Raw genomic sequence first — 13,832 nt, forward strand, 5'->3', positions numbered from 1 at the left:
GGAAAGGTAAATTTATTGCATTAAAATTCGTAATGACACACAATTAAATTGTGATCTATCGTTTTGGTGTAAACTAAAATTTACAGTGGAAGCATATTTTAAGACTTTAAATTCATTTTTATATACATATTGTTTAATTTGATATTTGTAGAAGTGAGATTGTTATAATGGTATTTCTTTCGTAATAATTCCATATTAGTCGTGTAAAAATATACTAATGAAACATTTTTGTTTTATTTACTTTTAACTATTTTATGAATTTTAAGCAGCATAATTTTTATTTATTACTATTATTTTTTTACTCATCAACTTCTTTTTCTCAACAAGAAGCAAGTGTATGGTATTTTGGAAAAAATGCGGGACTTAAATTTCATAACGACGGTTCTGTGACTTCTTTAAACGATGGAAAACTTGTTACCAACGAAGGTTGCGCCTCTATAGCTGATAGCAGTGGGAATTTACTGTTTTATACAGATGGGAGAACTGTCTGGGATAAAAATCATATCATTATGCCAAATGGCGATTATTGGGCAGGGACCGGACTTCTTGGAGACCCTTCAAGCACTAATTCCGCCATAATAGTTCCCAAACCAGGAAATTCCAAAATATATTACATTTTTACATTAGATGAACCGCATCATGAAAATGCGACAGTTTATCCGGCAGCATTTTCCGGAAACTATTTTGACGAGGATAGCGGTAAAACTCCAGATAATGACGACGGATTAAATAATGGCTTAAATTATTCTATAGTTGATTTAAGTAAAATAGGAAACAATGGCAGTATAGGAGATATTGTGAGCCGTAATAATCCTTTAATTACTTACGACACTAATCCTAATGGCGAAGAAATAAAATACAAATGTTCTGAAAAAATAACATCGGTTAGAGAGGCATCAGGAAATGGTTTTTGGGTTATAACTCAATTTACAGATTATTTTTATTCCTTTAGAGTGACGTCAAGTGGAATTGCATCTAATCCGGTTAAATCTGCAGTGTTGCCAAGTGTGCCAACATTTGGATATCGCAGAAATGCTATCGGCTGTTTTAAAGCATCGCCTGATGGGAAAAAATTAGCTGCTGCTTATGACCAGATTGACACACCAACTACTCCATATGATAATTATAAAGGATCTGTTTATATTTATGACTTTGATAATCTGTCCGGTAAAGTCAGTAACCCTAAATTAGTTGTTAAAGACGTTAGAGCATATGGTGTTGAATTTTCCAATAATTCTAATGTACTTTATGCTAGTTTTGATACATATGAAACTTCGCAATCGATGGGGCAGTTTGATTTGTTAAGCAATGATATTCAGAGTTCTAAAGTTCTTCTTTTTCACGCTCCATACGGCATCGGAGCATTGCAATTGGCTCCAAATGGTAAAATTTACTATAGCAGTTATTTTCCAAGTTCATTGGGAGTTATTAATAATCCTAATGTTGTAGGTTTAGGTTGTAATTTTGATCCAATTGGACAGCCTTTAATTGGAGAAACTACTCATAACAAAGGACTTCCGCCATTTATTACTTCTTTTTTTGATGCATTTTTTGATGTTAAAAATTTGTGTTTAGGAGATAATACTTCATTTTCATTAAATTCATCACAAGATATTAATGCTGCGGTATGGGATTTTGGAGATGGCACCACTTCAACCGATTTAAATCCCTCTCATACGTATCTCTCAGCCGGAACATTTACTGTTTCTGTTACAGCTATTAATTCCAGCGGATCAGGCACTAAAACTAAAGACATCACTATCTCAATGATACCAGTTGCAATGCAGGCAGCCAATATATTAGTTTGTGATGATAATAATGACGGGATAGCTGTTTTTGATCTGACCGCCCAAAATGCTACTGTTTTAAACGGTCAGGATCCTGCTTTATATAATGTGACTTATTTCAAGGGAAGCACTGAAATTATTTCGCCTAAATTGTATTCAAATACTAGCCCATATCAGGCAGAAAAAATTACCGCTGAAGTTTCAAATAAAAACAACAATGACTGCAAAAGCAGCACTACATTTGATATAAATGTATTTGATAGTCCAAAACCTAATTTACCTGCCAATATTCCGGATTTGATTAGTTGTGATAATACCACTGTAGGGTCAGATACAGATGGTAAAATTATTTTTGATTTAACCCAGAGGGAAGCAGGTATTTTAAATGGTCAATCTCCAAGTCAATTTGTAATTTCTTATTATAAAGATGCTGAATTTACCCAGGCAATTGTCTTGCCAACAAGTTATTCTAATGCAACCGCTACTGAAACTATTTTTGTAAAAGTGACAAACAAAGACAACGCAAGTTGTATGGCTACAACTTCATTTAATTTAAAAGTCTTTGCTTTGCCAATTATTGTAAATTCAGTTGATTTAAAACAATGTGATGATGATATTGATGGGTTTAGTGCTTTTAATTTAGAAGAAGCTAAAGCAAAAATAACTTCTAATTCTGCAAATGAAACTATTACTTTTTACAAAACGCTTGCTGATGCTAAAAATAACAGTAATACAATTTTAAATCCGAAAACATATAGAAACCAAACTATTAGTACTGATAAAGTATATGTTCGTGTTGAAAATGCTAATAATTGTTATCGAATTGCGCAATTAAATCTAATTGTTTCTTCTACACAAATTCCATCAACCTATTCTAAGGTTTTTATACAATGTGATGATGCTGTTTTAGGAACTAACAAAGATGGTATTGCGGCGTTTAATTTTAGCTCTGCAACAAATGAAATTAAAGCTATTTTTCCTTCAGGGCAACTTTTAGACATCGGTTATTATCAAAACGTAGAAGATGCTTTGGCAGAGAAGAACGCTATTTCAGATATTTCTAATTATCGAAATACAGGTTCTCCTGATAGTCAAAAAATCTTTATTCGTGTAGACAGCAGATTAAATAATGATTGTTTAGGATTAGGAGGTTATATTACTTTAAGAGTCGAACCGGTTCCTGTGACACAAAATTTAAAAAAAATCCATTGTGATGATGATCAGGATGGATTATATGCGTTTGATACTTCAACTATTGAACAAGAGCTGCTTAATGGATTAACTAATGTGACGGTTTCTTATCTGGATCAAAATAATACCCCACTTTCAAGTCCATTGCCAAATCCTTTTATTACAGGTTCTCAGATTGTGAAAGCTATTTTAACCAGCAATACAACAACGGCATGTTTGTTTAATTCAACAATTACTTTTATTGTAGATGATCTGCCGGAAGTATTTGAAATTGATCCTTCGCTCACAACTGTATGTGATGATGAATCTGATCCGCTTAAACAAGATGGTAAATATGCTTTCGATACTTCTTCTTTTGAAGCTACTATATTAGGTGGACAAACCGCAATGACTGTGAAATACTATGATGCAAATAATAATTTATTGTCAAGTCCTCTTCCAAATCCATTTGTAACCAATTCACAAAATGTAAAAGTTGAAGTTATAAACCCAAACAACACTAGTTGTTCAGCGACTACCTTTGTTAATTTCATTGTAAATCCTGTGCCTAAGATTAATTTAAAAGGAGAAGGACTGGTATGTAGTAATTTAACAACTTTTACCAAACAAATTGATGCCGGACTTTTAGATCTTAGTCTAGTTAATGATTATGGTTATACTTGGTTTTTTAATGGATTTCTCATTTCAGATCAAACAAATTATAGTTTGACAGTAAATAAAGAAGGTATATTTACTGTTCAGGTTACTGATAAACAAACAAATTGCTCTAGAACCAGAACAATAAAAGTCTCAGCATCTGATATCGCTTCAAATATTATAGCAGTTGTGGGCCAGTCCAATACGATTTCGGTTTCTGCCACAGGAAATGGTGATTATGTTTATGCCTTGGATGATCAAAATGGAGATTACCAAACAGGAAATACATTTGAAAATGTGCATGCCGGTATACATACCGTTTACATCAAAGATCTAAATGGTTGCGGAACTGTACCGAAAGAAGTGCCCGTTTTTGGAATCCCTAATTTTTTTACACCTAATCACGATAGTTATAACGATTATTGGAATATTGAAGGAGTTGATCCAGTATCAAACTCAAAAACCACTATTGAGATTTTTGATAGATACGGAAAATTATTAAAACAAATTACTCCAATGAGTCAAGGTTGGGACGGCACTTATCTTGGCTCCCAAATGCCAGCAGATGATTATTGGTATGTTATAAAATTAGAAGATAATCGAATTTTTAAAGGACATTTTGCTTTGAAGCGATAAAAATTAATTTTAATATCTTCAGGCAATGTAGAATGTTTTTTTACTTAAACTATATGAAAAGACTGGAAGAACTTATCTTATGTAATAAAAGGGGAGCGTAGAATTAGTGATATGAAATTTTAATCCAAACCATTTCTCCCTTGAAAACACTAATATTTTGTTTAGAATCAAATAAATTTTTCTGAATAAGATACAAATCTAAGAAATCTAAATTCATGGGGTTTGTAAAAGCGGGAAGCATTCAAATATCTAACCAGTTTATTGTAGATTATTACATGATTTTGCATTAGTATCGTAATTTAATATTTTAAAACTAACATAAATCACGGGGTTCAAATCTTGTCAAGTTTACAAGTAAATATGTAAAAGCAAATCGTCCTTTTAATTATTGCGTAAATTTCTCCATACTGTAATTCCAGCTCCTCCCCATTTGCCACAAGCCAGAACATCAAGATCGCCATCATTATCAATATCCTGTAGTTCGATACTGTTTAACTCTGGAACTAGGCATAATGTTTTTGGTGTAAAATTACCTAACTTGTCGTTTAATAAACAGATTATAGAATATTTATAGCTAAAACCTATATCCTGACTAAATCCATCGGCTAAATCATATTTATTAGCCAGGCATACAATATCATCATAACCGTCTCCATTAACATCACCAACTCTTATTATATCAATGCCAAAATCAACAGGAAGAACTTTACTTTGCCATTGTCCATTACTGTATTTTAACCATTTGAGATTGCTGGTTGAATGCATTATACAATCAGATGAATTATTATCATCTATTTTTGCTTTATAAATGCCTTTGATAAATTGACCTTCAAACGGACTAGGTTTTTTCTCCCATTTTTCATTTCCCAAATAGTTGAACAACGTTTTTGATCTCAGATCGAGTAAATCATCTTTCTTATCCCCATTCACATCCCATAAAGCAATTTCAGGGTACGAATCTTTAGTTTCTGTAACTATAGTTCTGGTTTTACTGAAAATACCATTTCCAGTATTTTTATAGATATAAAAACCTCGTATTGCATCTGTCCAATAGTTAACAGCCGCATCTTTATTGCCATCATTATCATAATCAATAATCTCAAAGTTGATAAGTCTATCTCCCTCGTTATGTATAATCGTAAAATGGTTAAATTTAATATTTCCTTCATTTTTAAACCATCCAAGTTTACCCTTTTCGCTATCTTCAGAAGATAGTATTAAATCGTTTTTTCCATCATTATCAATATCGACACATTTGAGACTCCCAATTTTAAAAGGACTTCTTGCTAATTCCAATGTTTTTGAATATTTTCCTTTATGATCTATCAAAATATAGAACAATTCATTGTCATAGTGACCAACAATGTCTTTGGTGCCATTATTGTCTAAATCAGTAAAAAGAAAGCCAGAACAATTAGCTTTTACAACCCATGCATTCTTTTCTTTTACAGTTCCATTTTTTTGCTGTAAAACCATGGTGTATCGTGGTCTGATATGTTCTCTGTCGCCATCTAAAAACAATATATCTTTTATTTTGTCACCATCAAAATCTTCAAAAACGAATGATTTAGATCCGTTGCTATTTGGTAATAAACTTTTCTGGTTTCTGATAAAAGTATTATTTCCTTTATTCTCGGCCCAGAAAACAAAGGTGTATTGGCTTTGTCGCCTAAAATAAGCGATATCGAGATCTCCGTCTGAGTCAAAATCTCCAAGCTGAAAATCACTCATTTCAAGAGAACTAATTAGTGTATGTATTTTATCAAAACCGCCTTTACTATTTCTTTCTATCCAATATATACCAGGTTTTTTATAATCTTCTGAATATACTAAATCAAGATCACCATCTTTATCCATATCAAATAATTTAATATTGTCCATTCCAGAAGTTGTAATGGAAATGGTTTCTACTAAAACATACTTGTTTCCTTTGAAAGAATAGATTTTTAAAAAGCGCTCATCTTTTTCATTTGAATAGTCTGGCACCAACAATTCCTGAATTCCATCTTTATTTATATCAAGTCCCAAAACAAAATTTAGATTAGGGAAATATTCAATAAAAGTTTTGAAATAGCTGTATTGTTGGTTTTTATTGCCGATGTAAGCAATTGGCACCCCTTTCAAACCAGAGATGATAATGTCACAAATACCATCCGAATTAGCATCGTATAAATACAATTTGGCATACTCAGAAGGGGAATAAGTTATTTTGTTTTTTTGTTCTTTTTTAGAAAAACCTTTCGGGCCATTTATGAAAATTGCTATTTCGCCACTTTTATATAACACGACAATGTCTAGATCTTTATCTCCGTCAATATCTTCAACGCTATAGTGTTCATGCTCTTTTCTGCTGTCTCCTATAATCTCCATTTTTTGGTTTTTACCATGACCATCGTTAAAATACAAGTATGGAAAAGCTAATACATCTAAATCTCCATCTCGGTCAGCGTCAAAAGTTTTAATGTACCCATATCCGAAACCAGGCCCGTTAATTATTTCACCATGATCAAAATTTTGAGCAAAACAATTTAGATTGTTATAAAATAAGAAAAAAAACAAAAAATACGCATGGTACTTTGAATTATTAGTTAGTTTTAGAAGTGTACAGTTCAAATTCATGAGTTTATTTTAATGAGTTTATAGTAAGCTATTAATAATATTAGGTTTTCAAATAACTACAAGCAAATTTATTTATTTTTTATATTTTCTGCTTATGAAGATGTTTTAGTTATGAGCTTAATGCGATAATTTAACACCGAGTTTCAAGTTAAGAACTAAGCTCTAACTTTATCCTCTGATTCTTATATAAAGAATATTAAAGTTTAGAAAACAAAAAAAGCTTCAGATTTCTCTGAAGCTTTTATCGTTGTAGCCCTAACGGGATTCGAACCGATGCGTTTCGCTGTGGATCTGAGCCTTCTGCTGTAAAGATTTCTTTCTTTCTAAAGATGTCTTCTGATTATGATTTTGACCGGTCACGGTAAAACTGATTAGGTTAGGGAATTTGTTTAAAAGGACAGGCTGTTTAAAAGTTAGTTAGTTAGTTAGTTAGTTAGTTGTTTTTTCTTTTAGATTATTTTTAGTTTTTGTTTTGGCCGGTGAGGGGAGAGTTGCTCGGAAGGATGATGTTTATTTAAATGGAAGTATTATTTAGTTGTCTTTTTTCATTTTGTAAACGAAAGCATAGCTAGATTGTCACGATAATATAACCAGCGTTACTTTTATTTCCATAATCTTTTTATTACGTTTTCGGATTGTTTTTTTTTCTATATTTGAGCACAAATAAGTTATTTTTTAAAAAATTAAAAAAAATCCAAGTGAAAAAAATATTGTTAGGCGCTATTATCTGCTTTATAAATTTGGTGCAAGCTCAAACAGTTACTACCATTGCTGGGAGTTCTCGCGGTTTTGCAAATGCGAGCGGGCTTGCGGCAAAATTTAATCAGCCTGATGGTATTTGTGCTGATTCAAAAGGTAATTTATATGTGGCTGATTGGGCAAATTATATGATTAGAAAAATTACGCCAGATGGGGTTGTGAGTACCTTTGCAGGATCAACGTATGGTTTTAGTGATGGAATCGGTATAGAGGCAAAATTCAGGGAGCCTAGAGGAATTTGTATTGATAGCAATGATAATATTTATGTTACGGATCCAGAGGATGATAAAATTAGGAAAATTACTTCAGATGGTACGGTAAGCACATATGTTGAAATTGAAAGTCCAATAGGGATTTGTATTGACAGCAAAGGTTATTTATATGTCTCAGATACTAATGTCAGCAGAATTAATAAAGTTGCACCAGATGGTACAATATCAATTTTTGCCGGTAGTGATCAGGGATTGGCAAACGGTGCTGGTCCCGAAGCCAGATTTTATAATCCTTTCGGGATGTGCATGGATTCTGCTGGAAATCTTTATGTTGCGGATACAAATAATAATAATATTAGGAAAATTACTCCTGATGCTGTTGTAACAATATTTGCAGGCTCACCTACCGGAGATACTGGTTCTACAAACGGTGTAGGAACCAATGCAAAATTTAATTATCCATATGGAATTGTGATTGATGAAAATAATATCTTGTATGTTACTGATAATGGTTATAATAAAATTAGGAAAATTACTCCTGATGGTACTGTTTCTAATTATGCAGGATCATCCTTTGGATTTATAGGAGATTCAGATGGAATTGGGAGTGATGCAGAATTTTATAACCCGTCAGGAATATGTATTTTAAAAAGTGGTGTAATGTATGTTGCAGATCAAGGAAACCATAGGATTAGAAAAATAAACACTACCCTTGGAGTTGATTATAATGAAGTTTCGAATTTACCAATAGCACTTTTCCCGAATCCTACATCAGATGTATTGAATGTTGTTAGTAATTCTTCGTTAATTGGTTCTAAAATAATTATTACTGATGTATCAGGTAAAACATTGCATACTCAAGAAGTTTCAGATCCGATAGTACTTTTTAATTTGAGAGATTATAATAAGGGCTTGTATTTTTTGACTCTTTTAAAAGATAATAGTAGAGAGACGCATAAAATTATAGTAAATTAACTGGAATAAAGTTATTTGCTTTTTCGTGGGACTGGTGAAAAAGCTTGTCTATAACGTATTAGATGTGTTGAGGCTCAATTATTCCATATTGCATTTGCAGATTCACGATTTAAAAGGCAGTGTTTCAAAGTTAGTGATATGAGATTTAAGATTTAAGATCTCTAACCTTTTGGGATTGAATGAATTTTAAGAATAGACAATTTAAAGATGAGCAGTAGGGCTCATCTTTTTTGTTTTAATATTGCTTTAAATGAACAAAATGAATAGAAATCCATAATAGTGTTCCTGAAGGTCAAGGAGAAACAAATGAGACAGGAGAAGAAGGGATTGATCCTCCAGCTAAGGGACAAAAGGTCAATAATAGAGCTTTTAAATCAGCAAGTGTATTTGCAGCAGCTCTAGTTGCTGATGACGTAACGGGATTTGGAGCTGTAGATGATGTTCTTATACCTGTAGGATATGGAGTAGCATCAGGGGGTTGGCTTTATGACAACAGAGCATTAGCTGCTAAACAAGCTTATGAAATAAACAAGATTTTAGCTAAGAAGATGAAACCCTCAGGTTTTACTTATGAGCTGAGAGTAAATAATGCAGGAGAATATATCGATGTTAGAGGGAATAAGGTAAATTTAAATGCTAATGATCTTTGGAAATATGGAGAAACCACAGGTACTAGATATTCTCAGTCAGAACTTGATAAGATGGTTCCCGGAGGAGTACACATGGTGCCAATATATTTTGGTAATCAAGTTGAAATAAAAGTTCAAGAAAAAATTATGATATATGCACATGCTATGTTGCATGCAAGTTTGCCTCCAGGAAATAAAATATTTAGATAAAAAAATTATGAAATTTAGTATTGGCCCACAGTTCTCTAGAGAATTCTCTAATGAAGATAGACAAATAGTTAATGATTTAGCAAATACTTTAAATGAATGCCTAGCTGAAAAGAGATATGTTTTAGAAATAGAGAAGATATACATCGGTATTCTTTGTGTTTCGAAAGGATTTGAATCTTTTTTTAAAGCAAGACCGTTAAAAATATTAAAAAATGAACCAGCTATTGAGTACGAAATTAAATTAGAGTTTGAATCTTTTTTTCGAGCTAATAAAGAAGAAAAAATAAAGATTTTAACTGATGAATTCGTGAATCAATCAAAAGAGATTTTGGACGATAAAAAGATTAAAAAATTTGATATAAATACCTTTCTTAATGATATTAAAGAATGCTTAAATAAAAATTAGAAGTGGTAAAAATGGTTTGACAAAGTAAAGGGTGCATTTTTGCACCCTTTACCATTTTAAATCCCCTTATAAAGTCTCTTTTTCTTTTTATTTTTAAACTGTTTTGAAACATACTCATTTACTTTTTCACCACGAAGAAGTATATCTGTAAGATTTTCTTTTACATACTCTCTTATTTCAGGATCTTGAAATTTCTCAGAATTATTTGAAATTGAATTCTGGTATTTTTTTTTATGCTTAAGAATGTTCATGGCGCAGCTTTCCTGAATTCCCTTTGCACTGAATTCTTTCCCCAGACTGCTTCCGTTGAAGACTGATCTGGTTTTAAGGTCAACGTAAGTTATTCCGTAAAGCTGTCCTTCTCTGCTTTTTCTTAATATCATATGAATGCTTTCTCCTTCCAATATCTTGGATAATTTTTCGGGAGAAAATATGTTTTCACGATAGAAAGCCAGTTTTACGGCATTTTTCACATATTTTTTATAAGACTCTTTCTCTGCTTCATTAGTTTTAAATTTTCCTTCCAGAAATTTTAATGTAGGTCTGCTGTAGAATTCGCTGGCTTTTATTGGAACGCCTATCGGTTTTGAATTCTGGTCAAGTATCTTGTAAAGTAGTCCATTATTTTTAAAAACCCTCGATTCCTCGCTTCCTCTGTCAGCATGAACATTATATAGGTTTAAAACAGCATTGAGTTCAGGCAGGCTTGAATATTTGTAATTAAACAACACCTGATTTAAAACTGAATTGATCGCTCTTCTTGACTCTGCTTTTCCGTATTCGACTCTGCCGACATCTATCGGATTTAACGAAAATTGTTCTTTCTGTTTTCTTCCTTCGGCTTTTACAAGACCGAACATTTCTTCAATTTCTTTTCGGGCAGGTTCTGATTTTCTGATCCCCAGTAAATGCAGGTCGATTCTTTTCCCGTCTCTCTGAATGTTGTTTGTCACGATATGGCAATGGGGATGACCTGCATCGTGATGCTGATACACTAGATAAGGCTGTCTGCCGAATCCCAGTTTTTCCATGTAGGCATCCGCAATTTCAGCCAGTTTTTCTTTCGAATGATTCTCCGAAGGATCAAAGTTGAGTGAGATATGCACCGTATTCCGCTTCGCATTCGTATTGAGTTCTGCCAGTTTTAGAAAGCGGTTTAATTTTGAAGTGGAATTCAGTTTTTCCAGTTCCAGCGGATAATTAACCGCGCTAATGCATTCCGCTTTTCCGAGCTCAACTTTATTTTCGTTGTAATTCAGAATGCCTCTTATGGACGAGCTTGTTTTTATCACTGCAACCATTTTTCTGCTATTTTCTGGGTGTGGCCTGAGACTTCTTCCATTTTATCAAAAAGCCTTTCTCTTTGGATTTCGAACAGATAAAGATGTCCTTTGAATTCGGGAACTGTTTTGAACGTGTTTATCTTTCTGGCAATCTGATTGATATTATTGCCTATTGCCCTTAATTCGGAAGTAAGTACAGCTGTCTCTTCCATCAGGTCGTCTAAAGACTGGTTTCTGTAAGTGGCTACAATTGGTTTGTTGAATAAGTGGCTTCTGATGTGGTCACTTAATTTTCGGCAGGTGCTTGCTCTGAATCTTTTTTCCAGTTCGGCATACTCCAAAGGAGTGAATCGCAGTCCCACGATTCGTGTTCTGTTTGAATTTTCTCTTTTCATCATCTTTCATTTTCATTGTTATCAAACTCTTTGCTTTTAAGTTTTTCCACCGCCGAGTTCCGAGGCAATGGGTGGCAAGATAGGCGGTTGTTAAACAACCGTTCATCTTGCTGATTGCAGGAACGTGGCAATCTTTGGAGATTTTTAAAAGCAGGTTTCTAATTTAGAAAAAATATTTGAATGTATCATGCACAAAATATGGTCATGATGGCCGTAGACTGTTACAATGAATAAATGCTAAAAAAAAGAAAAAGGGAAAAAAGAAAGCAGTCTGAAATTGGACAGTCAGACAGTTGAAGTGCTATAAGTCCCGAAGGGCATTTTTTGAGGAACGAAGAAAAATGTTATGTGCACTTCTCTGGATGTGTCCAATACCTTGCTTTTCTTTTTTTCATTCTAAAAAATGAAAACTTATATCTTTAATTATTGATTTTGAGATTTTAAAAATACTATTTTAGTTGTTTTATAAATTAACAATAAGCCATTTCACTTAAAACTAAAAACAGGATGAATTTTGAATTGTCAAATAGGGAACGAGAATATCTTGGACTGGAAGAAATAAAACCTAATTGGGAAAAAGTAATTTTAAAAGGAGATACTTATCGCGAACCAAGTATTTTATATTTTGAGGACAATATCATTAAAAGATATATTATATCAACTTCAAATCAGTATGTAGAAACTCAGTATAATGAGATAACCAAAAATAGAGAGATTTTAGTTCCGAAGACAGCTAAAGGGAAAGAACAGAAATTAACAGCATCTGTTTTGTCTACAAAAACTCCGATTGGCGTATATGTGTCTATAAATACTTTTGGAGATTTTTGGATTGGAAACCACAGTACTAAAACAACCTTTTTTTCTAGCAATTGGGAAGATAGAAAAAAAAAGAAAGAAAGTGAATTTAGTTATTGGGTTGAAAACTTTATAAATAATTCTGATGAGAATCATTTACAAGAGATCAGTAAATTCAAAAATGCTAAAAAACAAAATGTAAAATATAAATAGGGTGATTTTTTTGCTTACAAAATTGATAGAACAAATTATAGTTTTGGAAGAGTTCTATTAGATATTACTAAACTTAGAAAAAATAATATCCTTGAAAAAAGTCATGGATTAAATCTATTAATGGGAACTCCTGTTTTAGTTAAGTTGTATCCATATATTTCAACAAAGAAAAATATAGATCTTAAAATTTTGGAAAACTTGACAGCCTTGCCGTCTGATTTTATGATGGACAATCATCTCCATTATGGAGAATATGAAATTATTGGCAATAAAAAGTTAGAAGATAATGACTTTGAATACCCTATCTCTTATGGAAGAAGCATTAGTTATGGTAGTGCAAACGTTTTTTTGCAATGGGGATTTATTCATAAAGAACTTCCTTTGTCAAAATTCAATAAATATACACGCGGGGAGAATATTTTCTTGCCTGAAGACAGTATGTCAAGATTTATGTCAAACCCTTATGGCTATTATTCCTGCGGTTTTAGCACTCACTATTACAAGGATGATATCATTGAAACGATTAAGAATGATAATGTTTTTGATTTCAATCGTGATCCCTATTACAAAACTGAATTTGATTTAAGAAATCCGAAAAATGAAATGTTAAAAAATGAAATAATGACAGAGTTTGGTTTAAATCCAAAGTTAAGTTATGAGGAAAACTGTAAGATAATTGGTATTGAATCGACTTCGAAAATATTAGAAAATATAAAATAAAGGATCTGAAAGCGGAAAGTAAAGTAGATTCTGCGTAACGATCAGTATTTTAATGTACATATTATGTCCATGACAATGAGAGAAAATCCTGTTAACTTTGTAAGAATCTGAAAAGTGAGTGAAGTAATGATAGGTAAATTTTACTTGTGAACCTTAATGAATTAGGTTTTATATTTGTGTTTATCCCCACCATATTTTGATCAGGATAAAATAAAAAAAGTGTTTTAACTTTATAGCGGATAGTGATTGTGGAATAAAAAAGACCGAGGCTCGGTCTTTTTTTAATGAAGAGGAATTGTATAATGAAAAACAGAGCAACGGATGAGAGAAGAAGAATCACCCGAGGGAAAACTTTTGTAAATTTAC

8 protein-coding genes and 1 pseudogene are annotated in these 13,832 nt (G+C 32.4%); 6 read left to right on the top strand and 3 right to left on the bottom strand.

The genetic code is table 11. The features are described from left to right. Window positions 1-254: 254 nt before the first annotated feature. The gene (locus DM444_RS05550; protein WP_111284785.1) at window positions 255-4,250 is read left to right on the top strand and encodes a T9SS type B sorting domain-containing protein; all 3,996 of its coding nucleotides are present in this window, start codon (window positions 255-257) and stop codon (window positions 4,248-4,250) included. Between the two features lie 381 nt (window positions 4,251-4,631). On the opposite strand, the gene DM444_RS05555 is transcribed toward DM444_RS05550, so the two are convergent. Beyond that, a complete protein-coding gene (locus tag DM444_RS05555; RefSeq protein WP_111284787.1) occupies window positions 4,632-6,869 on the bottom strand; it encodes an FG-GAP repeat domain-containing protein in 2,238 nt (745 codons plus the stop codon). A gap of 698 nt (window positions 6,870-7,567) precedes the next feature. Between DM444_RS05555 and DM444_RS05560 the strand changes: the two genes are divergently transcribed. From DM444_RS05560 to DM444_RS05570, 3 genes are all read left to right on the top strand, one after another. Further along, window positions 7,568-8,815 carry a T9SS type A sorting domain-containing protein gene (locus DM444_RS05560; RefSeq protein ID WP_162614923.1) on the top strand — a complete coding sequence of 416 codons (1,248 nt, stop codon included), beginning with the start codon at window positions 7,568-7,570 and terminating at the stop codon, window positions 8,813-8,815. A gap of 548 nt (window positions 8,816-9,363) precedes the next feature. Further along, complete coding sequence (locus tag DM444_RS05565; RefSeq protein ID WP_111284791.1) at window positions 9,364-9,654, top strand: hypothetical protein; 291 nt, start codon at window positions 9,364-9,366, stop codon at window positions 9,652-9,654. A gap of 7 nt (window positions 9,655-9,661) precedes the next feature. Continuing rightward, complete coding sequence (locus DM444_RS05570; RefSeq protein WP_111284793.1) at window positions 9,662-10,060, top strand: hypothetical protein; 399 nt, start codon at window positions 9,662-9,664, stop codon at window positions 10,058-10,060. 56 nt (window positions 10,061-10,116) lie between these two features. On the opposite strand, the gene DM444_RS05575 is transcribed toward DM444_RS05570, so the two are convergent. Together DM444_RS05575 and DM444_RS05580 are read right to left on the bottom strand one after the other, a co-directional pair. Further along, a complete protein-coding gene (locus DM444_RS05575) occupies window positions 10,117-11,361 on the bottom strand; it encodes a relaxase/mobilization nuclease domain-containing protein (RefSeq protein ID WP_111284795.1) in 1,245 nt (414 codons plus the stop codon). Further along, the gene (locus DM444_RS05580) at window positions 11,349-11,741 is read right to left on the bottom strand and encodes a plasmid mobilization protein (protein ID WP_111284797.1); all 393 of its coding nucleotides are present in this window, start codon (window positions 11,739-11,741) and stop codon (window positions 11,349-11,351) included. Before DM444_RS05580 ends, DM444_RS05575 begins: the two co-directional genes overlap by 13 nt. A 504-nt stretch (window positions 11,742-12,245) precedes the next feature. On the opposite strand from DM444_RS05580, the gene DM444_RS05585 reads away from it, so the two are divergent. Next, a complete protein-coding gene (locus DM444_RS05585; protein WP_111284799.1) occupies window positions 12,246-12,746 on the top strand; it encodes a hypothetical protein in 501 nt (166 codons plus the stop codon). Window positions 12,747-12,758: 12 nt separating this feature from the next. Continuing rightward, window positions 12,759-13,466: pseudogene (locus DM444_RS05590) on the top strand (immunity 26/phosphotriesterase HocA family protein); the annotation flags it as partial. Window positions 13,467-13,832: the final 366 nt, after the last annotated feature.

Source organism: Flavobacterium ginsenosidimutans (genome assembly GCF_003254625.1).
Lineage (GTDB): Bacteria > Bacteroidota > Bacteroidia > Flavobacteriales > Flavobacteriaceae > Flavobacterium > Flavobacterium ginsenosidimutans.